The organism is Halosolutus gelatinilyticus, from assembly GCF_023028105.1.
Classification (GTDB): domain Archaea; phylum Halobacteriota; class Halobacteria; order Halobacteriales; family Natrialbaceae; genus Halosolutus; species Halosolutus gelatinilyticus.
This window is the reverse complement of sequence record NZ_CP095491.1, coordinates 2,097,558-2,121,463: the sequence shown is the minus strand read 5'-3', so window position 1 is coordinate 2,121,463 and position 23,906 is coordinate 2,097,558. Positions and strand designations below refer to the sequence as shown.

Genomic DNA, 23,906 nt, shown 5'->3' with positions numbered 1-23,906 from the left:
AGTACAGGTGCATGATACGAGTGGTCGAGCGTCCCGTTCGGCGGGGCGAGGACAGCGAAAGCCGCGAGAGGCGCGCGAGCCGCGGGTTCCGACCGGAGGTCGTCGACTCCGGGCCCGATCGCCGGACGACGAGTGACGGAGCCGTCCACGGGACCCCGGAGGCATGACGACGACGGCCGCAGCCCTCGTCGAGACCCTCGAGGAACTCGACGTCGAGTACGTCTTCGGCTATCCGGGCGGACGGGTCATCGAACTGCTCGAACACCTCCCCAACTCCGACGTCGACCTCGTCCGGCCGCGCGACGAGCGCGAGGCAAGCGTCATGGCGGAGACCTACGGCCGGCTCACCGGGACGCCCGGCGTGCTCGCCGGCCAGGGTCCGTGGATCGGAAGTTTGGGGATGATCGGCCAGATGGAGGCCGCACTGTCCTCGTCGCCGATGGTCGTGCTCACGGAGGCCTCGGAGCGCGGCGAGTACTCGACGCTCGCGCCCTACCAGCAAGCCCGGGGCGACTACGGCGGATTCAGCCTCCCCGACATCCTGGGCGGCGTGGCGAAGGAGTGGTGGTTCCCCCGGACGCCGATCGAGACTCTGCGATCGACCCACCTCGCGTTCAAACACGCCGTTGCGGGACGACCCGGTCCGACGGCGGTGATCCTCGACGGGAACGCGATCACCGACGAGGTGCCCGAGGATCCGACGCCACCCGCGTGGGACGCGGCCGAACAGACGCGAACGTGGGACGCGGCCCCGACCGCCGAAGACGTCGCGGCGGCCGCCGAGCACCTCGAAGCGGCCGATCGGCCGGTCATCGTCTCGGGCAACGGCGTTCACGCGGCGCAGGCGTACGACGAGCTCGCGGCGGTCGCCGACGCCTACGACTGCGCCGTCGTCACCTCGTACCTCGGCAAGTCGACCTATCCCGAGACCGACGAGCGCGCCGCGGGCGTGATCGGCTCGTTCGGCCACGAGGGGGCGAACCGCGTCGTCAGCGAGGCCGATACGCTGCTCGTCGTCGGCTGTCGGCTGAATCCGATGGACACGAACTGGCAGGCGCCCGAGTTCATCCGGCCCGACGAGCAGACGATACTCCACGCGGACGTCGACACCCGCAACGCCGGCTGGGTCTACCCCGCCGACGTAGGACTGATCGGCGACGCAACGGAGAGTCTGGCCGCGCTCGTGGCGGCGGGGAGCGGGGAGAACGAGTGGGCGATCGATCGAGCGGCCGAGGCCCGGGACTGGTTTACGGCGCCCGAGTGCGAGGACGACTCCGCGCCGATCGCGCCCCAGCGCGCCGCAAAGGAGATCCAGCGGGTCGTCGACGAGGATACGATCGTCACCGCCGACTCGGGGAACAACCGGTTCTGGCTGCTGTACTACCTCCAGACGCCGGCCGTCCGCACCTACTTCGGGAGCGGCGGCGTCGGCGGGATGGGGTGGGCGAACCCCGCGGCCGTCTCGGCAGCGCTCGCGACCGGGAAGGACGCGATCGCGGTCGCCGGCGACGGTGGCTTCTCGATGACGATGAACAGCGTCGAGACCGCCGTCGAGTACGGCGTCGCACCCACCTTCGTCGTGCTCAACGACACCAGCCTCGGAATGGTCCGCCAGATGCAGGGCGAGCACGAGATCGCGGGCGTCGAGTTCCACGACACCGACTTCGTGAAGGCCGCAGAGGCGTTCGGCGCCGTCGGCCGGCGCGCGACCGCTCCGGACGAGCTGGCGGAAGCGCTCCGGGAGGGGAAGGCGGCCGACGTTCCCCACGTGATCGACGTGCGCATCGATCGCGAGGCGGACATGGCCGAGACGCTCGCCTCTTCGTTCTACGAGTCGGTCGGGGGGCTTCACGAGTGATGCGAGCGATCGCGAGCAGCGCCGTGCGAACGAACACCAACCTATACGTGACCGATCGAACTACCACACAGACATGACCGACGCGGAAACTCACACGGAAGGCGCGAACGCGACCGTACTGGTAACCGGCGGAACCGGTTTCATCGGGTCCTACGTGGTGCAGGACCTGCTCGAACACGGCCACGACGTCGTGGCCTACGACCTCTCGACGGATACCGAGATTCTCGAAAAGCTCGGCGTCGACGGGGACGTCGAGGTGCGCCGGGGCGACGTCTCCGAACCGACCGACGTGATCCGAGCGGTCAAGGAAACGGGCGCGACGCACATCGTCCACCTCGCCGCGCTGTTGACGACGACCGCGCGGGAGAACCCCCGCGCTGGGGCGGAGGTGAACGTGATGGGGACGAACAACGTCTTCGAGGCCGCGCGGATCCTCGACGACCAGGTCGAGCGCGTCGCGTGGGCCTCCTCTGCGGCCGTCTACGCGCCGCCGCATAACTACGACGCGGAGTGGGTCGACGAGGAGGAACTCGTCTACCCCGACACCCTCTACGGCGCGACCAAGGAGTACAACGAACACCAGGCGCGGGTCTATCACGAGGACTACGGTCTCGATCACGTCGCCCTGCGTCCGACCGTGGCCTACGGCCCCTACCGCGAAACCGGCGGCTCGGCGTTTCTCGCAAACATCATCGAGAAGCCCGCAGTCGGCGAGTCCTACAGCGTCGAGTACGGCGACCAGGCGATCGACTGGCAGCACGTCGAGGACATCGCGCAGGCGTTCCGGCGGGCGGCGTTCACCCCCGAAGAAGAACTCACCCAGCGCGTCTACAACGTTCGCGGCGTGCTCGCGACGGTCCGCGAGGCCGCCGAGACGGTCAAATCGATCGTTCCCGACGCCGAAATCGACGTCTCCGACGACGGCGAACTGCCCTGGACGCAGAACCTGGACATGACGAAAGCGCGGGAGGAGCTGGGCTACGAGGTCCAGTACGATCTCGAGTCCGGCTTCCGTAAGTACATCAACGTGCTGCGGGAGGACCGCGGTCTCGAGCCGGTCTGAGGGCGCCGGCGTCGGGTCGCGTTCCCCGACGAAGCGATCAGGTGGTCACGCTCGGCCGACGTCGGCGGTCGCGGTGCGCTCAGCAGTGTCGGAGCAGGAGGCCCCTCCCGTGCCCGAACGTTTCGTGGTGGTCGTGGAACGTCGAATCTTCGTAGAAGGTCCCGATCGTTTTAACGTTGCAGATTTTCTTGTACTCGCAGCTCGGCGGATTAGCGTAACAGATGCTTCCGGGACGAATGCCGATGGTGCTCGTCTCGGTCGCGTCGGTGTTCGTGTCGAAGAACCAATGGTTCCTGTCCTCGTGAAAGCTCGTGTGGTCTTCCACCATCAGCGCCGGCTGACTGTAAATCCAGCTGACGCTCGCCGACAGCGACGGTGCCGACGACAGCGACGCCGAGACGCTCACGTTCTTGCTGACGGAGCCGTCCTGCGTGCCGAACGGTTCCCAGTCGTGCAGTTCCTCGCCGCCGACCTCGTTGTCGGCCCAGTCGGTTTCGGCGAACCCGTCGTTGTTCCTCCAGCTTGAGTCCCACAGCTGCCATCCGGGTTCCATGGCGACCCGCTGGCGGACCGCGTTGACGTCCCGGTCGTCGTCCCGCCTGTGGAACCAGTCGATCCAGGTTCCGATGACGCCGAACGGCTCCTCGGCGCTCTCGTAGTGGTTTTCGTAGATCTTGTCCATGTTCTCGACGTCGATGTCCTGCGTCGAGACCTCCTGGCTCATCCCGCCCTGGGGTAGCAACGCGCCCGCCCGCTCGAGCGCCGCCGCGTGCTGAGCGGCCCGCTTGTGGATGACGTCGACGGAGTCGGCCGATCGGGCCACGCCGTGATACTCGCGGACGACCCCGTCGGCTCGCCGCCCCCGAACGTATGCGACGAGTTCGCCGGTCTCCTCCGCCGCCGGTTCCGATCGGGCGACCGTCGTCCGCCCGTCCCGGCGGGCGGCGGCGCGTTCGATCGTCTTGTGCGTTTCCTCGATGGCGGCGGCCTCGACGGGACTCTCGTAACTCCCTTTGAGAAACGTTACGGAGTCGTTCGAGTCATCGCGCGCGGCGACCGACGCCGCGGCGATCGCAGGCAGCCCGACCGCTGCGGCGGTCGCGCCGGTGGCACGCAAGAACCGCCGCCTGTTGGTTTCCGCCGATTCGTTCCCGATCCGCTCGTCCGTATCATCTCCCATTACAACTAAATTCTATCTCTGTATGATTATAATTTTTCCCTCCTGTCCCCGTATAACCGCCCCGCAGGGGAGATTAACTTCCCTATGCCCCCCTGACCGATTCTCCGGGGAACACCGAATAGCCTAGCGCACTCACAGGATCTTGAGAAATATTTTTATCTATCGTGGTGAATTTTGCTCCGACCAGGCATTTAATTTCGCTTACTCGGGAGGTACTATCAACGATGCCAAACCGAACCCCATGCCGACGCGATCCGCCATCGTTCGACTGCTTGCTCCGGTGTCTCGCGAAGTCGGCGCCGCTGCTCGAGACGCTTCGGGACGGAGCGACGTACAAAGGGGAGCTAGCGTCGGAGCTCGGCGTCTCGAAGTCGACGGTATACAACCAGACCCGCGAGTTGAAGCGCCACCGCCTCGTCGAGCGGGTCTCGGACGGCTATCGCCTCACGAACAAGGGACGGCTCCACGCCGAACTCTACCGCGACACGGCGGCGCTCTCCGAGCGAATTTACGCCGCCGGGCCGTTGCTCGAGGCGGTTCCGCCCGAGGAACGGCCGCCGCCGCCGGTGATCCGCGACGTGGACGTCGTCACGACGGATCGAAACCCCGAGGCGCCGCTCAACGCGTTTCTCGAGTGGGTCGCGCGGGCCGAGCGAGTGACCGGACTCGCCGCGCTCGTCTATCCACGAACGATCGAGGCGTTGCGGGACGACCTGGAAGCGGGGCGGCTGTCGGCCGACGTCGTGATCGAGTCGACGACCCTCGATCGCCTCGCCGACCACCACGAATCCGACTGCCGAACGCTGATTCGATCGCCCGACTTCGCCGTGTCGGTGGTCGGCGACTCGTTTCCCTTCGGTCTGTTGATCGCCGACGACCCGGACGAGACGGCCGGAATCACGACGTACACGGATCGCGGCCACCTATGCGGGTTCGGGTGCATCGAATCGGACGAGTCGATCGAGTGGGCTAGAACCGTGTCCGAGCGGTACCGCTCGCGCGCGCGGCCGATCGAGGCTGCCGAATCCGCACGGGTGTCCGCGATCCTCGAACAGTGAGACGCCGTCGTCGCGCGGACCGAGATCGCATCCGAACCACCCGGATTGAAGACCGTCGTCCGAGTACGCGTGGGTATGGACGAACGGCGTTTCATGGAGGGAACCCGCGGCACGCAGGCCGTCGACTGGGAGGAACGGATCGACACGCGGCGACTCAGGGAGGAGCGCAAGGAGCGGGCGCTCGACCGCCTGCAAGAAACCGACCTCGGCGCGATGCTGCTCGTGTCGGACCCCAACATCCGCTACGTGACGGGACTGGCGATGACCGGCGGCAGCGGCGCCGACCACTACACGCTGCTGACCGAGGCGGGCGATATCGTCCACTGGGATACCGCCGATCACGCGAGCAATCAGCGGTTCAACTGCCCGTGGCTCCACGACATTCGATACGCCTGCCCGGGTCTCGGAAACGTCCCGCGGGCCTCCGGCAGTCCGTCGGCCCGCCGGTTCCTCCTGTCGACGATGGCCGAAACCGTCCACGAGGCGATGAATGAGTACGGCGTCGCCGACGAGACGCTCGGCATCGACGTCGGGAACGCCGGCCTCGTCCGCGCGTTCGAGGACCGCGGGATCGAGGTCGACACCGAGGCCGCCTCCGAGGCGATGCTCGACGCCCGGAAGGTCAAGACCGACGACGAGATCGAGTGTCTCCGAATGGTCGCGTCGATCTGCGAGGCGGGCTTCCAGGCGATCAAAGACGCCGCGAAGCCCGGGATGCGCGAAACCGAGGTCTGGGGCGAAGCCGTCAGCGAACTGTGGCGCCACGGCGCGTTCGTCGGCGGCGGCTACCTCACCTCCGGTCCCAACACGTGGCCGAAACACCAGGCCAATACGACCGATCGCGCCATCCGTCCCGGCGACCTCGTCTACGCCGATTTCTACAACATCGGCTATCTGGGCTACCGATCGTGCTACTACCGCACCTTTAGTATGGGCGAACCGACGAAAGCCCAGCGGGAGGCGTACGAGACCGCCCGCGACAACCTCTACGACGTGCTCGAACGGATCGAACCCGGCGCGACGACCGACGAGATCGCGCAGGGCTTTCCGGACATGAAAGGCGAGCACGCCGACTTCTACGACGCCGACGAACACTGGCAGCTGACCACCAACCACTGGGCCCACGGCCTCGGCCTCCAGCTCTACGAGGTGCCGCTGATCTGGCGCGGCCTCTCGCCGGACCACCCGATCGAGATCGAAGAGGGGATGACGATGGCCGTCGAGACCCAGGAACCGGCCGATCGGCAGGGCGTCCGCGTCGAGGAGATGGTCGTCGTCCGCGAGAACGGCGTTGAGATCCTGAGCCAGTGGCCCGTCGAGGAGCTCACCGTTATCGATCACTGATCGAGTAATTCGGTGAGCGGATGTTTCGATCGGGACCAATCGGCGAACGATTGTCCATACATCCGCCAAATTGTGAATTCTCAACACCAACTCGAATGCGAACACCACGAAAGGGGCTGACGTGGTGTTCTTCATTGCTATCTCAACCGGTGAGTAGCAGATCCTCGTCGATCGCGAGTCCACCAACAGTTAAGATGCTCACCATGAATAACGGGAATATGAAACTCGGGACGGGGCTATTCACGGCCCAGCAGCGGCCGGACGACGATCGCGAGCCGAGCGATTTGTATTCGGAGATGCTGAGGCTGTCGGGCGAGATCGAAGCCGCGGGGCTGGACAGCGCGTGGGTGTCGGAACACCACTTCGCCGAGGACGGCTACCTCTCGGGGACGATGCCGGCACTCGGCGCGATGGCCGCCGAAACCGACGCGATCGAGATCGGGAGTTGCGTCGCGCTCGGACCGCTGTACGATCCGATCCGGCTCGCCGAGGACGCGGCGACGGTCGACCTCCTGGCTGACGGCCGGCTCACGCTCGGCCTCGCGATCGGCTCGAATCCGCGGGAGTTCGACGTCTTCGGCGTGCCGCGCGAGGAGCGCGCCGATCGGCTCGCGGATCTGGTGTCGTTCCTTCGGAGCGCGTGGAGCGATTGCGACCTGGATTACGACTCGGCGTTTCACGACGTGCCGGCTGACGTCTCGATCACGCCGAACCCGGTCGACGAGACCGTGCCGATCATGCTCGGCGGCGCGGCCAAACCCGCCGTTCGTCGGGCCGCCCGAACCGCGGACGCCTGGTGCGCCCCGTCGTCGCTGTCGATCGAGGGGGTTCGAAAGCGCGTCGAGGACATCCGTCGCGTGCGGGACGAGGAGGAAATTTCGGGAGCGTTCACGATCTACGTCCTCCAGCACGGCTGGGTCGGCGACTCGCGCGAGGAGGCCTGGGAGACGATGCGCGACGGCTACTTCTACATCCAGCGCCGGTACGCGGAGCTCTTCTCCGGCGAGTCGGTCGACGAACTCGACGCCGATCGCAAGCGGGAGTTGAAAGGGCAGGCGATCTTCGGCACGCCCGAGCAGGTCGTCGAAGAACTCGACGCCTACCGGGAGGCGCTCGGCGACAATATCCACTTCATCTTCCGCACCTACCACCCGGGCGTCGGAACCGAGGCGACAGTCGACTGCATCCACCGGCTCGGCGACGAGGTCGCCCCGCAGCTTCGGTGACGCGTTTGCACTCGCTTTTCGAGACGTCGATCGCCGCGGGAACCCAGGAACGATCGAACTCGCGTCGGCCTCAGAAGTCGACGGTCTCGAGGATCCCGTCCTGGATGCGGACGGCCTGGGGCAGGTAGTAGTCTTCGAGCGCGTGCAGCGGTACCGGCGCGTCGAAGCCGGTCACGCGCTTGATCGGCGCCTCCTGGTAGAGGAGGGCGTGTTCCTGAACGGTCGCCGCCACTTCGGCGCCGAGGCCGACGCTCTTAGGTGCTTCGTGGACGATCACGGCCCGGCCGGTCTTCTCGAACGAGTCGACGATGGTCTCGACGTCGAGCGGCGACAGCGTCCGCAGGTCGACGACCTCGGCGTCGACGCCGTACTCCTCGGCGACGTTGTCCGCGGCGATGAGGGTCGGCCGGGTCATCGCGCCCCACGTGTAGACGGTGACGTCGCTTCCCTCCCGCCGGATCGCGGCGTCGCTCAGGGGGACCTCGTAGGAGCCCGTCGGCACGTCTTCGCGGACCGCGCGGTAGAGGAGTTTGGGCTCGAGAAAAACGACCGGATCGGGATCGCGGATCGCCGCGGTGAGCAACCCCTTCGCGTCGAACGGCGTGCTCGGGGAGACGACCTTCAACCCGGGTTCGTGAGCGAAGAACGTTTCCGTGGACTCGGAGTGGTGTTCCGGCGCCCGGATGCCACCGCCGTACGGCATCCTGACCACCATCGGGACCGTGTACGCGCCGTGGCTTCGGCTCCGGAACCGGGCGGCGTGACTGACGAGTTGATCGAACGCGGGATACGAGAATCCCATGAACTGTATCTCCGCGACCGGCCGCATGCCGGACAGCGCCAGTCCGATCGCCGTCCCGACGATTCCCGACTCCGCCAGCGGCGTGTCGACGACGCGATCGCCGCCGAACTCCTCGTAGAGCCCGTCAGTAGCGCGGAAGACGCCCCCGTTCTTGCCGACGTCTTCGCCCAGGACGACGACGCGGTCGTCCGCCGACATCTCCGCGTAGAGCCCGTCACGAACCGCTTCGACGAGAGTGAGTCGATCCGCGTCGGTCTCGGCGGCGGGTGCGGTGGCCGAGCTCATTCTAACACCTCGGAGAACGCGTCGTCACCGTACTTTTCGCGGAGCGCGTTCAGTTCGTCCCGCTGTTCGCGAAGCCGGTCGGGCAGTTCGTCGTAGACGTGCTCGAAGATGCTGTCCGGATCGGCGTCCGCGTTTTCGGCGGCCTCGATCGCGTCGTCGATCTGCGCCCCGATACGCTCGTCGATGTCGGCCTCGCGCTCCTCGTCGAGGATGCCCTCCGAATACAGGTAGTTCCGCAGGCGATCGAGCGGGTCCTTCCGGCGCCACGCGTCGGCCTCGTCGTCCTCGCGATAGACGGACGGATCGTCCGCGGTCGTGTGCGCGCCGTAGCGGTACTGAACCGCCTCGATGAGGGTCGGTCGCCGCTCGTCGTCGGTCGGGTTCTTCGCCTTCTTGAGGGCTTCCCGCGTGACCTCGTACACGGCGAGCGGGTCGAGTCCGTCGACGCGAACGCCCTCGATGCCGTAGGCCTGGGCCTTCTGGGCGATCGTTTCGCTCGCCGTCTGTCGGTCTCGGGGAACGGAGATGGCCCACTGGTTGTTGTTACAGACGAACACCGCGGGCACGTCGAAGACGCCGGCGAAGTTCAGCCCCTCGTGGAAGTCGCCTTCGGAGGTCGCGCCGTCGCCGAAGTGACACAGCACGGCCCGATCGGTCCGGCCCTGAAGCTCGTTGCCCCAGGCCATCCCCACGGCCTGGGGCAACTGCGTCGCGATCGGGATGTACTCCGGCAGAACGTTGACGTCGTCGGGGATTGCGTAGCCGTCTCGGTGACCGCGAAGCGGCTTCAGCAGGGATTCGAGACGCATTCCGTGGACGTACTTGGCCGCGTGTTCGCGGTAGGTCGGGAACAGCCAGTCCCGTTTCTCGAGCGCGTAACTCGTCGCGACCTGCGCGCCCTCCTGTCCCGTCATCGGCGCGTAGGTCGCGATCCGCCCCTGTCGCTGCAGGCTGATCGCGCGCTGATCGAATCGGCGCGCGAGCGCGACGTCCTCGTACATCGACAGCAGTTCGTCCGCCGAGAGGTCGGGTACCTCCGCGCCCGGCAGGACGGTTCCGTCCTCGTCCAAGATCCTGATCGGTTCGTCGTCGACTCGCGCTGGTTCGCTGGTAACGCCGTGATCTGCTTCCTCTTGTGCACTCATTATTGTGGCTGGTGGACCGATGGCTGCTCGGAGCGCTGTACCACGGTCGGTCTGGGTAACCCCGGGATCGGTGGGAGCGAATCCCGCGAGTTAGGTCCAGAGTACGCGTCCGACGCGGGTGCGTGTTCCGCCTCGCGTCGACGCGATTCCCGCCAGTGTAAATGTAAAGTGGAGTTTCGCGCGAATAGTGGCGTCGAGACGCTGGGGTAGCTCGGTCGCGGCGCGAATCTCCTGCGTACTGGCGGTTGCCATATCACATACAATTACGGAGAATACACTTAATAGTTCTGTGTGAGTGAGTCACACTACAAGTCACCGATCGCCGGTGAAACTGAACTATCGGTCGGTTTTCGTCGTCGTTCGCGCCAGTTCGTGACCGAATACACACCGCTCTCGAGCAAACGGCGAACGGACCGATCGACGGAGACCGGCGCGCCGGCCCTCGCGCGCTGCATCGCCAGCCCTGGAACACTATCGGCATCGCGCGAAGCCCCATCGGACGGCGACGCGCTCTATGGGTCGACGAGCGCCCGATCTCGATCCGTCGGCACCGAATCGACGATCGCGATCCGAATAGTTTGGATACGAGAGCGGACGCGAGGGTCGAAACCGCCGGAAGGGCGACGACGCCACGATCCACGAGCCGAGTTTCACGGGCACGAACCCGTCAGAACACCTCTCACGGCCCGGTCAACCGCCGAATGCCGCGAATCCGAATAATTCGGATCGTCGCTGTAGCGACCGTTCACCTAGTCTGTGACACGTATGGATCCTCGAAATCTTGCTAAATTACCGTCCGCTCGCGGGATATCACTCGTGATCGAGGGAGAAGCATTTTATTTCGCACAGTATCGAACGCCGAATAGTTCGCGATTCGATCAGCGCCCCGACGCCGTGTATACACACATACGACTGTAATACCGTCCCGGTGTTCGGCGGTCGCGTTCGTCCGAGCTATTCGGACGAAGCGGCGGGAAAATCGGTGGCGATCGCCGCGACGATCGAAGCGCGATTCGAACCTCGAAACGGGGTCGGGCGCCGACGACGGAACCTGTAATCGGGTTAGCCGGTCGAGCCGTACCTGAGGGTGATGTGGATCTCGTCGATCGCCGCGAGCAGCTTATCGGGGAGTTCGTTCCGGAGGTAGTCGCCTTTCACGCGATTCGCCGGCCCGGAGATGCTGATCCCGCCGATGGGCGCCCCGTCTTCGTCTCGAATGGGTGCACCGACCGCGTTCAACCCCTCGATCGACTCGCTGATATTGAACGCGTAACCCCGGTCTCGAACGGCTTTCAGTTCGTCGCGGAGCGCGTCTTCGTCGGTGATCGTCCGGTCGGTCATCTCCACCAGCCCCTGCCGGTCCAGGATCGTCCGCAGCTCCGCCTCGTCAAGATGCGCTAGGATGGCCTTCCCGGCGGCGAGTTGGTGAAGGTACCGCCGCTGGCCGACGCGCGCCGACGTCCGCAACGGGCTGTCGCCCGAGGCCTTGTAGAGGTGGACGCTGAAATCGCCCTCCTTGGCGACGAGCCAGACCTTCTCGCCGGTCTGTGCGGCCAGTCGATCGACCTGTCTTCGACCGACCTCGAAAAAGGGAACTCGGTTCCGCGCGCTGATCCCGAAGTCGAGAAACCGAAGGGCGAGGGAGAACCGACCGTCTTCGCGGACGAGCAGGTCGTTGTCCTCGAGCGTGCGCAGGTGGCGGTGAATCGTGCTGCGCGCGAGATCCAGCTCGTCGGTTAACTCGTCGAGCGTTCGCCCGGGACTGCGCTTGAGGTGCTCGAGAATTCGAAGCGATGACTCCGTCGTGGCGACCGGCCGATACGAGCGCGAACCGTCAGTCATGTCTCGGTATCGAGTGACGAACGATTTAGGTTTTGGTCTGGCAGAAAGCGCCGCCTCTATCGTATCCGTTCGCCGCCGCCGATTCCATCCGCTCGGGATCGGCGAACCGGTTGGCCCGGCGTCAACGACGGTCGTAGACGCGTTTTACCTTCCCGACTTCCGTCCGTTCGATCGTGCCGTACTCGACCAGGTCGAGCTCGTCGGGCGTGAACGACAGCGCGTTCTGTACCCGTTTGAGGACCGCCTCGCGGAGTCGGTCGACGTCGCCGTCGAACCCCTCGACGAGTTCGACGGTCAACTCGAAGTGATCAAGGTTCCCCTCGCGGTGGAGATCGATGCGGTACTGGGGCGCGACGTCGTCGAACTCGAGGACGACGGCCTCGATTTGGCTGGGGTAGAGGTTGACGCCGCGGACGATGAGCAGGTCGTCGGCGCGGCCGGTGACGCTGTCCATCCGAACCGTCGTCCGGCCGCACTCACACTCTTCGGACGTGAGCGTGGTGAGATCTCCGGTGCGGTACCGTAGGACGGGCACGGCTTCTTTCGTCAGCGACGTCAGGACGAGCTCGCCCTCCTCGCCCTCGGGCAGGGGCTCGCCGGTCGCGGGATCGACCACCTCGGGGTAGAAGTGGTCCTCCCAGATGTGCATCCCGTCCTGGGCCTCGCGGCACTCGGCGGCGACGCCCGGCCCGATCAGTTCCGAGAGGCCGTAGTTCTCGATGCCGATCGCCCCGAGTCGTTCCTCGATCTCCTCGCGCATCGGCTCGGTACAGGGTTCGGCGCCGTACAGCACCGCCCTGATCGAGAGGGCGCGCGGATCGACGCCCATCTCCTCGGCGGTTTCGGCGAAGTATAGCGCGTAGGAGGGGGTGCAGGCGATCGCGTCGCTGCCCAAGTCGCGGGCGAGTTCGACCTGTCGCTGCGTGTTGCCGCTGCCCGTCGGGACGACCGTCGCGCCGAGGGCCTCGGCGCCGCCGTGGAAGCCCAGCCCCCCGGTGAACAGGCCGTAGCCGTAGGCGTTCTGGACGGTATCGGTCGCGTCGATCCCGGCCGCCGACATCGATCGGGCCATCACCTCGTCCCACAGGTCGAGGTCGCTCTCGGTGTAGCCGACGATCTTGGGGTTGCCCGTCGTCCCGGACGACGCGTGGATGCGGCGGAGCTCCGAACGATGGACGGCGAACAAGCCGTCTGGGTACTCGTCGCGGAAGTCCTCCTTCGTCGTGAAGGGCAGGATTTGAACGTCGTCGATCGTCTCGATATCGGCCGGCGAAACGCCGGCCTCGCCCAGCCGATCGCGGTAGAACGACACGTTCTCGTACGCCCGTTCGACGGTGTCGCGGAGCCGCGTCGACTGCAGCTCTCGTAGCTCCTCCCGAGAGGCATGCGCGATAGTCTCTGCCATATGATCACACCTGACGATATCGAGTGCCAAAACAGTTCGTGCGGGCGGTAGAACGGGAAGGCGGATCGGTATCGAAAGAGCGAACCTCGACGGACTCGGCGGCGATCGGGCGAACCCGACGCTGATCGATCCTATCCGCTTCTCTGGGGTTCGACGCTACTCGAACTTTTCGAACGGCTGCGAGCAGCCGTTACAGTAGTGCATCGATCGACACAGCGACGGCCCCTTCGGGTGTTCGCGGACGGTGTCCGTCGAACCGCAGTACGGGCACTCGGCGCCGGCGGCGTCCCCGCTGGTCTCGACGCTCGGATCCGGTCGTCGTCTCATACGCTCAATCCGAACTCACGGAGGTCGTCTTTCCCCCGATCGGTGACCATCTCGACGGTCCACTCAGGACTCCAGACGAGCCGCAGTTCGGCCGTCTCGACGCCGTCGACGTTGGCGACCGCCGCCTTGACCTCCTCGGTAAGCATGTCCCGCGCCGGACAGCCCGAGTATGTGAGCGTCATGTCGATCGTCGCGACGCCGTCCTCGACCGCGACGCCGTAGAGCAACCCGAGGTCGACGATGCTGATCGGCATCTCGGGGTCCTCGATGGCGTAGAGGGCCTCCCATACGTCGGCCTCGACGCCGGTCGCGCCCTCGCCCGTCGCCGGGAGGTCCTCGACGCGCTCGCCCTCGCGGTAGTCGGTGTACGCACAGGGCGTGGCGTCGGTCTCCTGATCGAGGGCGAAGTCGTCCGTATCGGCGGTGAAATCCGATTTCGCGCCCGGGTCCGGAATGTCGCCGCTCATTCGGGTTTGTCCATGATTTTCGTCGTGTTGCTGCGCCCGAGGTCGCGGTAGGTGTGGGTAAACTCGTCGTAGAGGTCGAACCACGCGTCGGTGTGGGTGCCGTCGCGACCGCGTTCCTCGGGGAGCATCTCCTCGGTGACCTCGAACGCGAACTCGTCCGAGCCGCCGTCGCCGAACTGGTCGCCGTCCGGCACCTCGAGATCGAGCGACTCGAGGTACGGGACGACGATCGACAGCCACTCCTCGCCCATCTCCTCGAGCGTCGCGTCGCGGAGGCCGAGGTCGACGATATCGTCCTCGACTTCGGGACCGACCGGTTCGAAGAGGGTCAGCGCATACGGGAACAGCCGATCGAGCGCGTCCTGCACCCGCTCGCGGCCCTCCTCGCCCTCGACGAGCCGCTCAAGCCAGTTCTGGGCGTGTTCGAGGTGGTACGACTCCTCGCTCCGGATCTTACCGACCCGATCGGCGATCTTCGGATGCGACGAGCCCTCGAGGGCCTCAAGACGGATGGCTTCTGCGACGTCGTACAGGTACGATCGGACGATCGCGTCGGTCCAGTCGCCCTCCTCGAAGGGCTGCTCGACGAGCGTGCTGTGGTGGAAGTCCTCGGGGTCGCGCTCGTAGACCAGATCGCGTTCCTCGTAGCCGAGGTCGTCGAGCACGTCGTACCAGAGGCGGGCGTGGCCGAGTTCGTCCTGTGCGTTGTTCGACAGCGCGAGGTCCGACTCGAGAGTCGGCGCGCGAACCTGCCACTCCGTGTAGCGCTCGGCGAGGACGAACTCGTCGTCGGCCAGCCGCTTCACGAGGGTTTCGATCGCGGCGCGTTCGCGCTCGTCTACGTCCTTCGGATCGTCGATGGCCGCAGCCATCAGGCTTCACCCCGCTGTTTCTCGGCGTCGGCCTGTTCGTCCTCGGACTCGACGACCTCGCGGGCGTCCTTCCCGGCCGTGTTGTACGCCGTCGCCCAGCGGTAGCTCTTGTCGGTCGTCCCGCCGAAGGCGACGTCCTCGGCGTCGATCTCGCCGATTTCGTCCTTCGGAACGACCCAGAGACTGTTCGTCGGCTTGCGGCGACCGTGCTGGATCGCGGCGAACTGCTTGGCCATCTCCCGGTCCGGTGCGTGGACGTTGCCGCAGTGGGTGTGGTACTGCCCCTCCTTCTCCTGGCGGAACACTTCCCAGATCATGGTCAGTCAGCCGCCTGCGGCGCGTGACCGCCGGCGGTAGTAGCGTCGGTGTCGATCGTTTCGCGGACCCACTCGACGGCCTCCTGGGCGGCTTTCCGGCCGTCGATCTGGTCGAGTCCGGGCTCGTACGAGTTCTTCGCGATCGCGAAGAACTCCTCCCAGTCGAGGTCGTCCTCCTCGACCTCGAAGGTGCCGTCGTCGCGCTTTCGAATGCGCGGCTCGTCGGGGATCTCGAGGCCGTACTTTTCGGCCTTCGGGATGTACTGGTTCAGGAAGGCGTTCCGAAGGTCGTCGTTGGACTGTTGTTTCAGCCCGACCGAGGTCGCGAAGTCGTGGTGGGTGCTCTTGTCGTCGGTCGGCCCGAAGAACTGGATGATCCGCGGCCACCACTCCTCGAAGGCCTCCTGGGTCCGCTGCTGTTCCGCGCGCGAGCCGGTCATCAGCTCCCGGAGGATGTCCTCGCCGTGTTTGACGTGGAAGCCCTCCTCGAAGCACACCTTGTCCATCGCGTGGGCGTACGGCTCCCAGCTCGTTCGCCGGAGCGTCGCCTGCCGGCGCATCGCCGCGCCGTCGACGAAGAAGGCGATCATCGGCGTCTCGACCCAGTCGGTCATCCCGTAGTGGAAGCAGTTGAGGAACTTCCCGTCGCCGTTGGCGAGGTCGGTAAGCATCTCCTCGCGGGTCTTCACGCCGAGCGACTCCGCCGCGCGGTAGAGCAACTGGCCGTGACCGATCTCGTCTTGCACCTTCGCGGAGAACGCCAGTTTCCGATCGATGCTCGGCGCCTGGCGGATGAACGGACGCTCCAGATATGCGCCCATGATCTCGCTGTTGGCGTGGAACTCGATCATCCGCGTGGCCGCTTTGCGATACTCCTCGGGGAGGTCGTCTGCGGGGCTGAACGCCCGCGGCCCCGCCCGTTCTTTCACTGTGTCGAGGTCCATCGTTTCACGTGAACAAACGTGAGAAACGCCCTTAGGGGTTGACCGCCATATGACGCGGTTTTAAATAGCGCCCCGATCTATCGGCCGACACGAATCCGCATGATCGACGAGTGCCTCGCGGTCGAATTTCGGGTCGAAAACGACGATTGCCCGCTCTCGGAGGTGACGCAAGCCGTCGGCGTCGAGGTCAGCGCCCAGCCCCCGCAACGGCGCGGCGACGGCTACGATCTCCTGCAGTTCAGTTCGCCGGCGAGCGATCGGCTGACGCGGGCGCTCGACGACGACGAACGGATCTCGTACCTCCACGTCTCGCGGACCGACGGACGGAATCGGTATCGGTGTCTGTCGAAACACCCCTGCGTCGTCCGCCGGCTGATCGACGGCGGACTCATCGTCGAGACGCTTCGGTACCGCGACGGCGCGGCGACGATCTTCGGGGCCGTCGTCGGCCGGGACGTCCTCAAGGGCGTCATGGAGGCAGCCGGCGAAACCGTCGGGGTTCGGCTCCAGCGGGTCTATCCTCTCCACTCCGAAGCGAAAGAATCCCCGAGCCAGCGGTGGGATCTCACGCCGGCCCAGGAAGAGTGCATCCGGACGGCCCTCGAGATGGGATACTTCACGATCCCGCGGGAGACTTCCTCGGAGGCCGTCGCCGCGGAACTCGGGATCAGCAAATCGGCGTTTCTCGAGCGCCTCCGCCGGGGCGAAGCCGCGCTGTTCGAGCAACTCTTTCAGTAGGAAGACGAACGGGCCGCGTCGAAGACGGAAGAAACGCGTCGGAGACGAGAGAACCGCGCCGAACTGGGGGCCGGAAGATACATTTCCGGGGGCGTAGGTGTGCCACCATATGACAGATATCGAAGCCGTGCGAAGCCGCATCGAGAGCGATCCCTACTGCGAGACGATCGGCATCGATCTCGTCGACCTCGAACCGGGCGTCGCACGGACTCGACTCGAGATCACCGACGAACTGACGAACTTCCACGGGACGCCTCACGGCGGCGCGGTCTATTCCCTCGCCGACGCGGCGTTCGCCGCCGCCTCGAACTCGGACGGGGAGACCGCGGTCGCGCTGGAGACGAACATCTCGTACCTCGACGCCGTCGACGTCGGAACCGTCCTCACCGCGACGGCCGAGGAGACCCACGCCGGCGGTCGCACGGCCGAGTTCGAGGTCGTCGTCGCCGACGAGGAAGGCGATCGAGTGGCGACGTTTCGCGGTCGCGTGTACAAGCCGTGAGGATGGTTCAATCGGCGATGGACGGCCGATCGGGGCGTCTCGGAGGACTTACGCGGTGACGCCGAGGTACCGATCGAGAATTTCCTCGTCCGCTCGGAGTTCGTCCGACGTGCCCTCGTATACGATCTCGCCCTGGTTGATCACGTAGTTGCGATCGGCGAGTTCGAGGCAGACGTGGACGTTCTGCTCGACGAGCAGGACGGTGATGCCGCGATCGTTGAGGTCGGCGACGATGTCCATCACATCCCGGACGATGTATGGTGCGAGTCCCTCCGTGGGTTCGTCGAGCAGTACGAGGTCGGCGCCGCCGACCAGGGCGCGGGCGATCGCGAGCATCTGCTGTTCGCCGCCCGACAGCGACGAACCGGCGTTGCCCGCCCGTTTCTGGAGGTTCTCGAACGTGTCGAGCGCCTTGCCGACCGACAGGGAGTCGACGTCGGGCGCGCCGCCGTAACTGGCCAATTCGAGGTTCTCCCTGACCGTGAGTTCGGGGAAGATCCGGCGCTCCTCGGGGACGAACGCGAGTCCACGCTGTGCCGTCTCCGTCGCGTCGAGAGTCGAGATGTCCTCGCCGCGGTACGTGACCCGACCGCTCGACGGCGTGAGGATTCCCATGATCGCCCGCAGCGTCGTCGTCTTGCCGGCGCCGTTGCGACCGACGAGCGAGACGACCTCACCGTCGCCGACAGACAGCGACAGTTCCCGCAGCACCTGCGTCTGGCCGTACCCCGAGTCGACCCGATCGACCGACAGCAGCGGGTCGACGCTCATTCGATCACCCCGCCGAGGTAGGCGTCCTGAACGTCCTGATTCGCAGCGATCTCGTCGGGCGTTCCCTCAGCGAGGATCTGGCCGCGGTTCAACACGGTGATGCGGTCGGAGAGTTCCATGACGAGTTCGATGTCGTGCTCGATGAGCAACAGCGTCTGGTCGACCAGCACCTCCTCGATCAGGTCGATCGTGTCTCGCGTCTCCTCGACGCTCATGCCCGCGGTCGGTTCGTCGAGCAGGACGAGGTCGGGGTCGGTCGCGAGCACGACGCCGATTTCGAGCCGGCGCTTGTCGCCGTAGGCGAGCGCGTCGGCCCGTTCGTCGGCGGCGTCGGCGAGGCCGATTCGATCGAGGACGCGATCGGTCCGCTCGTTCATCCCGTCGTACCGATCGGTCGGCTTGAACAGCGCCTCGACGGCGTTGTACTCGTCGCGGCCGATCGACTGGGCGGCGAGCCTGACGTTTTCGCGGACGGTGAGGCCGCCGAAGACGTTCGAGATCTGGAACGAGCGGCCGATTCCCCGGCGGACGCGCTCCGAGGGCGACAGGGACGTGATGTCCTCGCCGTCGAAGTAGACCGCCCCGCCGGTCACCGGCAGCGCGCCGGTGACGAGGTTGAACAGCGTGGTCTTGCCGGCACCGTTCGGCCCGATGATGCTCCGGAAATCGCCGCGTTCGATGGCCAGGTCGACCCCGTCGGTCGCCGTGAACTGGCCGAACTTCTTGACGAGGTTCTCGGTTCGGAGGATCGGTTCCTCGGCGGTTCGCTGGGTTGACGTTGTCGTTTCCATGGATTCGACGGCCATCAGTCGTCACCTCTGACGCCCGGTTCCTCGGCGGTCGGTTCCGCGGGGTCCGTCGGCTCCGGGCCGGGTCCGGAGCCGCCCGTCACGGCAGGGGCGATCTGGGCGGGGAGCGACACCAGCCCGCGCGGGAGGAAGATGACGAACAGGACGAAGACCGTCCCGAGAACCAGCCGCCACCGGGCAGTGAAGTCCGTGAGGATTTCTTCGAGGCCGAAGAAGACGGCCGAGCCGACGATCGGGCCGTAGAGCGTGCCCATCCCGCCGAGGATGACCATGACGATCACCTCGCCGGAGTGGAGCCAGTGGGCGAACGACGGCGTCGCATAGCCTGCGTTGAGGGTGAAGAGACCGCCCGCCACGCCGGCCAGCGCGCCGCTGATCACGAACGCGCGCCGCTTGTAGACGGTCGTCTCGTAGCCGACGAACGTCGCCCGCTGTTCGTTCTCCCGGATGGACTTCAGCACCGAGCCGAACGGCGACTGGAGCATCCGCCGGGTGAGCAAAAACGCGGCGACGAGGCTGGCGAGCGCGATGTAGTAAAACAGCGACTGACCGGTTAGCGCCACGGGGCCGAGGAAGATCGCGACCTCGTCGAGCGCGACGCCCACGCCGCCGATCCCGTAGTACGTCGAGAGACCGAACTGCCCCTCGGAGCCGCCGGTCAGCCCGTACGGGTCCCGGGACAGCATGTTGTAGAACAGTTCGGCGAAGCCGAGCGTGATCATCGCGAAGTAGACGCCCGAGACGCGGATCGAGAGGTAGCCGACGACCCAGGCGATCGCCGCGGAGACGAGGATCGCGATCGCGATCGCGACGATCGCGGAGCCGCTGACGTGGAGCAGGGCGATCGCAACCGCGTAGGCGCCGAGCCCGTAGAACAGGGCGTGGCCGAGCGAGACCAGCCCCGTGTAGCCCATCACGAAGTCCAGGCTGAGCGCGAACAGTCCCCAGATCATGATCTCGATCACGAGCGTGACCGCGTACGCCGAGTACAGCGTTCCTACGCCGAGGGGAACCACGGCGAGGACGCCGACCATCGCGATCCCGAGACGGTTCCGGGTCCGCGGGTCGAGGAATCCGCCCTTCGACCCCGTCAGGAGGTCGCCGCCGCTTTCCTCTTCGAACTCGACGCCGAACAGCCCGCGCGGCCGAACGAGGAGAAAACCGATCATCAGCAGGAAGATCACCAGCCCCTCCAGAGCGGGGACGTAGAAGCGCAGGGACGTCTGGATGATCCCCACGAGCAGGCCGCCGACGACGGCCCCCTTGAAGCTGCCGAGGCCGCCGAGGACGACGATGACGAACGCCGGGATGATGATCGACATCCCCATCCCCGGGCTGACCGCCTGGTAGCCGCCGAGGACGATGCCCGCGAGGGCGGCCAGCGCCGCACCCCCGCCGAAGACGAGCGAGTAGTAGCGATCGATGTCGATCCCCAGGTTGCGAACCATCTGCCGGTCCTGGGAACCGGCGCGGACGATCAGCCCGTACTTCGTGTATTCGAGCACTGCCCAGACCGCAAGCGCCACGGCGCTCCCGAAGGCGATGATGAACATGTTGTAGACACTGGCGTTGAGGCCGAACGCTCTGATCGTCCCCGAGAGAACGGACGGAACCGCGAGGTTCGTGCTCCCCGTTCCCCAGACGAGGTAGATGAGGTCGTTGATGACGAGGACGAGGCCGAACGTGAGTAGGATGTGATAGAGCGGGTTCCGACCGTACAGCGGCCGAACGGTGAACCGTTCGATCGCGACGCCGACGGCGCCCACTAACAGGGGCGCGACGAGGAGCGCGACGAAGAAGCCGGTTCCGCCGAACGGCGCGACCAGCGCGAGCGCGAAGTACGCCCCGAGCGCGAACAGCTCGCCGTGGGCGAAGTTGATCACGTGCATGACGCCGAAGATGACCGACAGGCCGGCGGCGAGCAGCACGTAGACGACGCCGATCGTCAGGCCGTCGATCAGTTGTTGTAAGAATCCTCCGACCATGATCAGTGAGCGGTGTTACAGGTCACAGCCGGTGGCCTCGCAGTCCGGCGCCGCCTCCTCGCCGGAGAGTTCGGTCAGCAGGTTGACGTCCGCGAGGTCGCCGCCGTCCTCGGGTTCAACGCACTCGCCCATCCAGACGGGATTCATCGCCTGCTGGTCGCACTCGCGGAATTCGTTCGTGCCAAAGATCGTCTCGTGTTGCATGCCGGGGAGCGCGTCCTTGACCGCCGTCGGATCGCGGGACCCCGCCTCCCGAATGCCGTTCGCGACCATCCGAATCGACTCGTAGCCGACGCGCGAGAAGTTGTCCGGCGGGTCGCCGTACTCGGTCTCGTACGCCTCGACGAACGCCTGGTTGCTGCCGGTTTCGATGCTCGGGACGTACCGGACCCCGCTGTAGGTGTTGTAGACGCCCTCGCCGGCGCCCGCCCGGATGGCCCGGAACGATCCCGTCGTCGTCACGATCGGGACCTCGTCCTGCAACCCGCGTTCGCTCGCCTGCGAGAGGAAGATCGCGAGGTCGGCCCCCGTCATGCCGACCACGAGCGCGTCGGTCTCGTCGCTGGCGTTCGAAATCTGGGTGATGAACGCCTCGAAGTCGGTCGATCCGGGATCCGATCGCGTCACGTCGACCCGCTCGTAGGAGTCGCCGATCGACTCCATTCGGGTCTCGACTTCGTTCAGCACCGACTCGCCGTACGCGTAGTCGGCGATGTGGTAGAAGATCCGATCGCCGAGTTCGTCGACGGTCCACTGGGCCATCACCTCAGCGATCTGGGCCGTGTTCGTCTCGAAGCGGAACACGTACTCGTTGCAGTTCTCCCCCGTGATCGAGACGTCTGCCGCCCCGGGCGTGTACACCACCTCGTTTTCGAGCGCGAAGTCGTTGATCGCGAGCGCCGAGGAACTCGAGATACAGCCCGTGATGAACTGTGCCCCGTCGGACTGCACCGCCTGCCGGGCCCGCTGGGTCGCCGTCGACGGATCGAGTTGCGTGTCGTACTCGCTGTACTCGATCTCGAAGTCGTACTCGTCGCTCTCGTTGACCTGCTGGATCGCGAGTTTGGTTCCCTGATTGCGCTCCTTGGCGAGGTCGGCGAACTCCCCCGTGAACGGTTCGAGCACCCCGAATTGCACCGTATCGAACTCTTCGTCGTCTTCGCCGGACGCTTCTTCAGGATCGCCGACACACCCAGACAATCCCGTCGCTCCAGCGATACTCCCCGTAGCGATCGCTTTGAGAACGTCACGCCTCCTCCTGTGCCATCTGCCACCGTGGGTCATACGTGCAGTTGATCATAACAACCTATAAAAATCGACCCCCGTTTATGGCGGTTTTATAAGTTAGCGTCGACGATCGGCGCTAAATTCGGCTCGTGAGCGCGTGAACCGATCGATCGCGGCGCGAACGACCTCCGGATGCGGCGCGTACGACGAGTCGATCGTCGAGGCGGGACGATTGCCGCCGGCGAATCGACGAACGGTGGTCTCGCGACGATGTGCGTCGGGTTCGGCCGGGAGGCGCCGTGGTCGTCGAGCGACCCTGACGCGAGGCCCGTCTCCGAGTCGCGAGCTATCGGCGTCGATCGCGACCGGACAAATTTTCGGGCGAAGATGATTGTGTACACACCACATGATTTTTGTCGGACTACGGAGGATTTGGGGGTGAGGATGAGTTATACGCAGATCGAAACGGCCCCGCGGGAAGAGATTCGGGAGCTACAGAACGAACGGCTCCGCGAGACGGTGCGTCGCGCCTACGAGAACGTCGAGTACTACCGGAAGGCGTTCGACGGGGCGGGCGTCGCGCCGAAGGACATCCGGACGGTCGACGACGTCCGGAAGCTGCCGTTCACGACGAAAGAGGACTTCCGCGACCAGTACCCCGACGGCCTCTTCGCGGTCGATGACGACGAAATCCGCCGCATTCACGCCTCGTCGGGAACCACGGGCAAGCCCAAGATCGTCTCCTACACCGAGAACGACCTCGACGTGTGGAGCGAAGTGGTCGCCCGGTGTCTCGTCGCGTCCGGCGTCGAACCGGGGGATACCGTCCAGAACGGCTACGGCTACGGCCTGTTCACCGGGGGACTCGGCCTCCACTACGGGATCGAGGAACTGGGGGCGACCGTCATCCCGATCGGCGGCGGGCAGACGCAGCGACAGGTCGAGTTGCTGCAGGACTTAGAGAGCGACGCGATCGCGTGCACGCCGTCGTATTCGCTGTACCTCGCCGAGACGGCCGCCGAGATGGGCGTCGATCCGCGCGATCTGTCGGTGTCGACGGTCATCTTCGGCGCCGAGCCGTGCACCGAGCCGATGCGCGAGGAGATCGAGGCGCGACTCGGCGCGACGGGGATCGACATCTACGGCCTCTCGGAGATCATCGGTCCCGGCGTCTCCAACGAGTGCCACGAGCTCCAGGAGGGCCTGCACGTCTGGGAGGACCACTTCTATCCCGAGGTGATCGACCCCGAGACCGGCGAACCACTGCCCGCAGGCGAGGAGGGCGAGCTCGTGCTGACGACCCTCACGAAGGAGGCCCTCCCGGTCCTGCGGTACCGCACCGGCGATCTCACCACACTCACCACCGAAACGTGCGAGTGCGGTCGCACGATGGTCCGCATGGACAACGTCACCGGCCGCGCCGACGACCTGCTCATCGTCCGCGGCGTCAACCTCTACCCCAGTCAGATCGAGGCCGTCGTCCTCGAGTTCGACGCGGTCGCACCCTACTACCGCATCGACCTCTCCCGCGAGGACGCCCTGGACCGGTTCGAGCTGACGATCGAGCGCGAACCCGACGTCGAAATCGACGACGGGGAGTTGCGCGACCGCGTGCTGACGCGCCTCCAGAACGCCCTCTCGTTCACGCCCGACGAACTGATCATCGCCGACCCGGGGAGCATCGAACGGACCGAGGTGGGGAAGGTCAAGCGCGTTTACGATCATCGATAACCGCCGCA

Annotated in this window: 22 protein-coding genes; 8 read left to right on the top strand and 14 right to left on the bottom strand. The window is 65.8% G+C overall.

Annotation, left to right across the window (positions count from 1 at the left end; genetic code table 11):
* The first annotated feature begins 163 nt into the window (after positions 1-163).
* Complete coding sequence (locus MUH00_RS10405) at positions 164-1,858, top strand: thiamine pyrophosphate-binding protein (protein WP_246998197.1); 1,695 nt, start codon at positions 164-166, stop codon at positions 1,856-1,858.
* 73 nt (positions 1,859-1,931) lie between these two features.
* Positions 1,932-2,921 (top strand): NAD-dependent epimerase/dehydratase family protein, encoded by a 990-nt coding sequence (locus MUH00_RS10400; RefSeq protein WP_246998195.1) that lies wholly within the window; start codon positions 1,932-1,934, stop codon positions 2,919-2,921.
* Positions 2,922-3,000: 79 nt separating this feature from the next.
* Here the strand turns inward: MUH00_RS10400 and MUH00_RS10395 are convergent, their stop codons facing one another.
* Positions 3,001-4,101 (bottom strand): twin-arginine translocation signal domain-containing protein, encoded by a 1,101-nt coding sequence (locus tag MUH00_RS10395; RefSeq protein WP_246998193.1) that lies wholly within the window; start codon positions 4,099-4,101, stop codon positions 3,001-3,003.
* Positions 4,102-4,325: 224 nt separating this feature from the next.
* On the opposite strand from MUH00_RS10395, the gene MUH00_RS10390 reads away from it, so the two are divergent.
* The 3 genes from MUH00_RS10390 (at position 4,326) to MUH00_RS10380 (ending at position 7,729) form a co-directional block, all read left to right on the top strand.
* Entirely contained in the window at positions 4,326-5,159 is an 834-nt protein-coding gene (locus MUH00_RS10390) for a helix-turn-helix transcriptional regulator (RefSeq protein ID WP_246998191.1), read from the top strand.
* A gap of 75 nt (positions 5,160-5,234) precedes the next feature.
* Positions 5,235-6,503 (top strand): M24 family metallopeptidase, encoded by a 1,269-nt coding sequence (locus MUH00_RS10385; RefSeq protein ID WP_425603005.1) that lies wholly within the window; start codon positions 5,235-5,237, stop codon positions 6,501-6,503.
* Positions 6,504-6,721: 218 nt separating this feature from the next.
* Positions 6,722-7,729, top strand: coding sequence for an LLM class flavin-dependent oxidoreductase (locus MUH00_RS10380; RefSeq protein WP_246998188.1), 1,008 nt, complete (start codon positions 6,722-6,724; stop codon positions 7,727-7,729).
* Positions 7,730-7,799: 70 nt separating this feature from the next.
* Here MUH00_RS10380 and MUH00_RS10375 read toward each other — a convergent pair whose 3' ends face one another.
* From MUH00_RS10375 to paaA, 9 genes are all read right to left on the bottom strand, one after another.
* A complete protein-coding gene (locus MUH00_RS10375) occupies positions 7,800-8,816 on the bottom strand; it encodes an alpha-ketoacid dehydrogenase subunit beta (protein WP_246998185.1) in 1,017 nt (338 codons plus the stop codon).
* Positions 8,813-9,961 (bottom strand): pyruvate dehydrogenase (acetyl-transferring) E1 component subunit alpha, encoded by a 1,149-nt coding sequence (gene pdhA, locus MUH00_RS10370; RefSeq protein ID WP_246998183.1) that lies wholly within the window; start codon positions 9,959-9,961, stop codon positions 8,813-8,815. The genes MUH00_RS10375 and pdhA overlap by 4 nt, the downstream gene beginning before the upstream one ends.
* 1,062 nt (positions 9,962-11,023) lie before the next feature.
* Positions 11,024-11,803, bottom strand: a complete 780-nt coding sequence (locus MUH00_RS10365) for an IclR family transcriptional regulator (protein WP_246998181.1) — start codon at positions 11,801-11,803, stop codon at positions 11,024-11,026.
* Positions 11,804-11,924: 121 nt separating this feature from the next.
* Positions 11,925-13,208 carry a phenylacetate--CoA ligase PaaK gene (gene paaK, locus MUH00_RS10360; protein ID WP_246998179.1) on the bottom strand — a complete coding sequence of 428 codons (1,284 nt, stop codon included), beginning with the start codon at positions 13,206-13,208 and terminating at the stop codon, positions 11,925-11,927.
* A 156-nt stretch (positions 13,209-13,364) separates the two neighbouring features.
* Positions 13,365-13,535 (bottom strand): 1,2-phenylacetyl-CoA epoxidase subunit PaaE, encoded by a 171-nt coding sequence (paaE, locus tag MUH00_RS10355; protein ID WP_246998177.1) that lies wholly within the window; start codon positions 13,533-13,535, stop codon positions 13,365-13,367.
* A complete protein-coding gene (gene paaD / locus MUH00_RS10350) occupies positions 13,532-14,002 on the bottom strand; it encodes a 1,2-phenylacetyl-CoA epoxidase subunit PaaD (protein ID WP_246998175.1) in 471 nt (156 codons plus the stop codon). The genes paaE and paaD overlap by 4 nt, the downstream gene beginning before the upstream one ends.
* Positions 13,999-14,874 carry a 1,2-phenylacetyl-CoA epoxidase subunit PaaC gene (paaC, locus tag MUH00_RS10345; protein ID WP_246998173.1) on the bottom strand — a complete coding sequence of 292 codons (876 nt, stop codon included), beginning with the start codon at positions 14,872-14,874 and terminating at the stop codon, positions 13,999-14,001. Before paaC ends, paaD begins: the two co-directional genes overlap by 4 nt.
* A complete protein-coding gene (gene paaB, locus MUH00_RS10340; protein WP_246998171.1) occupies positions 14,874-15,191 on the bottom strand; it encodes a 1,2-phenylacetyl-CoA epoxidase subunit PaaB in 318 nt (105 codons plus the stop codon). The genes paaC and paaB overlap by 1 nt, the downstream gene beginning before the upstream one ends.
* A 2-nt stretch (positions 15,192-15,193) precedes the next feature.
* Positions 15,194-16,135 carry a 1,2-phenylacetyl-CoA epoxidase subunit PaaA gene (gene paaA / locus MUH00_RS10335; RefSeq protein WP_246998169.1) on the bottom strand — a complete coding sequence of 314 codons (942 nt, stop codon included), beginning with the start codon at positions 16,133-16,135 and terminating at the stop codon, positions 15,194-15,196.
* Positions 16,136-16,234: 99 nt separating this feature from the next.
* Between paaA and MUH00_RS10330 the strand changes: the two genes are divergently transcribed.
* Positions 16,235-16,873: a helix-turn-helix domain-containing protein gene (locus MUH00_RS10330; protein ID WP_246998166.1), complete on the top strand. Its 639-nt coding sequence runs from the start codon at positions 16,235-16,237 to the stop codon at positions 16,871-16,873.
* 109 nt (positions 16,874-16,982) lie between these two features.
* Complete coding sequence (locus tag MUH00_RS10325; RefSeq protein WP_246998164.1) at positions 16,983-17,375, top strand: PaaI family thioesterase; 393 nt, start codon at positions 16,983-16,985, stop codon at positions 17,373-17,375.
* A 48-nt stretch (positions 17,376-17,423) separates the two neighbouring features.
* Here MUH00_RS10325 and MUH00_RS10320 read toward each other — a convergent pair whose 3' ends face one another.
* Genes MUH00_RS10320 through MUH00_RS10305 form a run of 4 tightly spaced genes read right to left on the bottom strand, consistent with a single transcriptional unit; the run spans position 17,424 to position 22,224 of the window.
* A complete protein-coding gene (locus MUH00_RS10320; protein ID WP_246998162.1) occupies positions 17,424-18,146 on the bottom strand; it encodes an ABC transporter ATP-binding protein in 723 nt (240 codons plus the stop codon).
* A complete protein-coding gene (locus MUH00_RS10315; protein WP_246998160.1) occupies positions 18,143-18,952 on the bottom strand; it encodes an ABC transporter ATP-binding protein in 810 nt (269 codons plus the stop codon). Before MUH00_RS10315 ends, MUH00_RS10320 begins: the two co-directional genes overlap by 4 nt.
* Positions 18,952-20,940, bottom strand: coding sequence for an ABC transporter permease (locus MUH00_RS10310; protein WP_246998157.1), 1,989 nt, complete (start codon positions 20,938-20,940; stop codon positions 18,952-18,954). Before MUH00_RS10310 ends, MUH00_RS10315 begins: the two co-directional genes overlap by 1 nt.
* A 15-nt stretch (positions 20,941-20,955) precedes the next feature.
* A complete protein-coding gene (locus MUH00_RS10305; protein WP_246998155.1) occupies positions 20,956-22,224 on the bottom strand; it encodes an ABC transporter substrate-binding protein in 1,269 nt (422 codons plus the stop codon).
* A 387-nt stretch (positions 22,225-22,611) separates the two neighbouring features.
* On the opposite strand from MUH00_RS10305, the gene paaK (MUH00_RS10300) reads away from it, so the two are divergent.
* The gene (gene paaK, locus MUH00_RS10300; protein ID WP_246998153.1) at positions 22,612-23,898 is read left to right on the top strand and encodes a phenylacetate--CoA ligase PaaK; all 1,287 of its coding nucleotides are present in this window, start codon (positions 22,612-22,614) and stop codon (positions 23,896-23,898) included.
* The last annotated feature ends 8 nt before the right edge of the window (positions 23,899-23,906 follow it).

What these genes read in the sequence shown, in the direction of transcription:
- MUH00_RS10405 (WP_246998197.1), top strand. Translation starts at nt 164, where the DNA reads ATGACGACGACGGCCGCAGCCCTCGTCGAGACCCTCGAGGAACTCGAC.
- MUH00_RS10400 (WP_246998195.1), top strand. Translation starts at nt 1,932, where the DNA reads ATGACCGACGCGGAAACTCACACGGAAGGCGCGAACGCGACCGTACTG.
- MUH00_RS10395 (WP_246998193.1), bottom strand. Translation starts at nt 4,101, where the DNA reads ATGGGAGATGATACGGACGAGCGGATCGGGAACGAATCGGCGGAAACC.
- MUH00_RS10390 (WP_246998191.1), top strand. Translation starts at nt 4,326, where the DNA reads ATGCCAAACCGAACCCCATGCCGACGCGATCCGCCATCGTTCGACTGC.
- MUH00_RS10385 (WP_425603005.1), top strand. Translation starts at nt 5,235, where the DNA reads ATGGACGAACGGCGTTTCATGGAGGGAACCCGCGGCACGCAGGCCGTC.
- MUH00_RS10380 (WP_246998188.1), top strand. Translation starts at nt 6,722, where the DNA reads ATGAAACTCGGGACGGGGCTATTCACGGCCCAGCAGCGGCCGGACGAC.
- MUH00_RS10375 (WP_246998185.1), bottom strand. Translation starts at nt 8,816, where the DNA reads ATGAGCTCGGCCACCGCACCCGCCGCCGAGACCGACGCGGATCGACTC.
- pdhA (WP_246998183.1), bottom strand. Translation starts at nt 9,961, where the DNA reads ATGAGTGCACAAGAGGAAGCAGATCACGGCGTTACCAGCGAACCAGCG.
- MUH00_RS10365 (WP_246998181.1), bottom strand. Translation starts at nt 11,803, where the DNA reads ATGACTGACGGTTCGCGCTCGTATCGGCCGGTCGCCACGACGGAGTCA.
- paaK (WP_246998179.1), bottom strand. Translation starts at nt 13,208, where the DNA reads ATGGCAGAGACTATCGCGCATGCCTCTCGGGAGGAGCTACGAGAGCTG.
- paaE (WP_246998177.1), bottom strand. Translation starts at nt 13,535, where the DNA reads ATGAGACGACGACCGGATCCGAGCGTCGAGACCAGCGGGGACGCCGCC.
- paaD (WP_246998175.1), bottom strand. Translation starts at nt 14,002, where the DNA reads ATGAGCGGCGACATTCCGGACCCGGGCGCGAAATCGGATTTCACCGCC.
- paaC (WP_246998173.1), bottom strand. Translation starts at nt 14,874, where the DNA reads ATGGCTGCGGCCATCGACGATCCGAAGGACGTAGACGAGCGCGAACGC.
- paaB (WP_246998171.1), bottom strand. Translation starts at nt 15,191, where the DNA reads ATGATCTGGGAAGTGTTCCGCCAGGAGAAGGAGGGGCAGTACCACACC.
- paaA (WP_246998169.1), bottom strand. Translation starts at nt 16,135, where the DNA reads ATGGACCTCGACACAGTGAAAGAACGGGCGGGGCCGCGGGCGTTCAGC.
- MUH00_RS10330 (WP_246998166.1), top strand. Translation starts at nt 16,235, where the DNA reads ATGATCGACGAGTGCCTCGCGGTCGAATTTCGGGTCGAAAACGACGAT.
- MUH00_RS10325 (WP_246998164.1), top strand. Translation starts at nt 16,983, where the DNA reads ATGACAGATATCGAAGCCGTGCGAAGCCGCATCGAGAGCGATCCCTAC.
- MUH00_RS10320 (WP_246998162.1), bottom strand. Translation starts at nt 18,146, where the DNA reads ATGAGCGTCGACCCGCTGCTGTCGGTCGATCGGGTCGACTCGGGGTAC.
- MUH00_RS10315 (WP_246998160.1), bottom strand. Translation starts at nt 18,952, where the DNA reads ATGGCCGTCGAATCCATGGAAACGACAACGTCAACCCAGCGAACCGCC.
- MUH00_RS10310 (WP_246998157.1), bottom strand. Translation starts at nt 20,940, where the DNA reads ATGGTCGGAGGATTCTTACAACAACTGATCGACGGCCTGACGATCGGC.
- MUH00_RS10305 (WP_246998155.1), bottom strand. Translation starts at nt 22,224, where the DNA reads ATGACCCACGGTGGCAGATGGCACAGGAGGAGGCGTGACGTTCTCAAA.
- paaK (WP_246998153.1), top strand. Translation starts at nt 22,612, where the DNA reads ATGAGTTATACGCAGATCGAAACGGCCCCGCGGGAAGAGATTCGGGAG.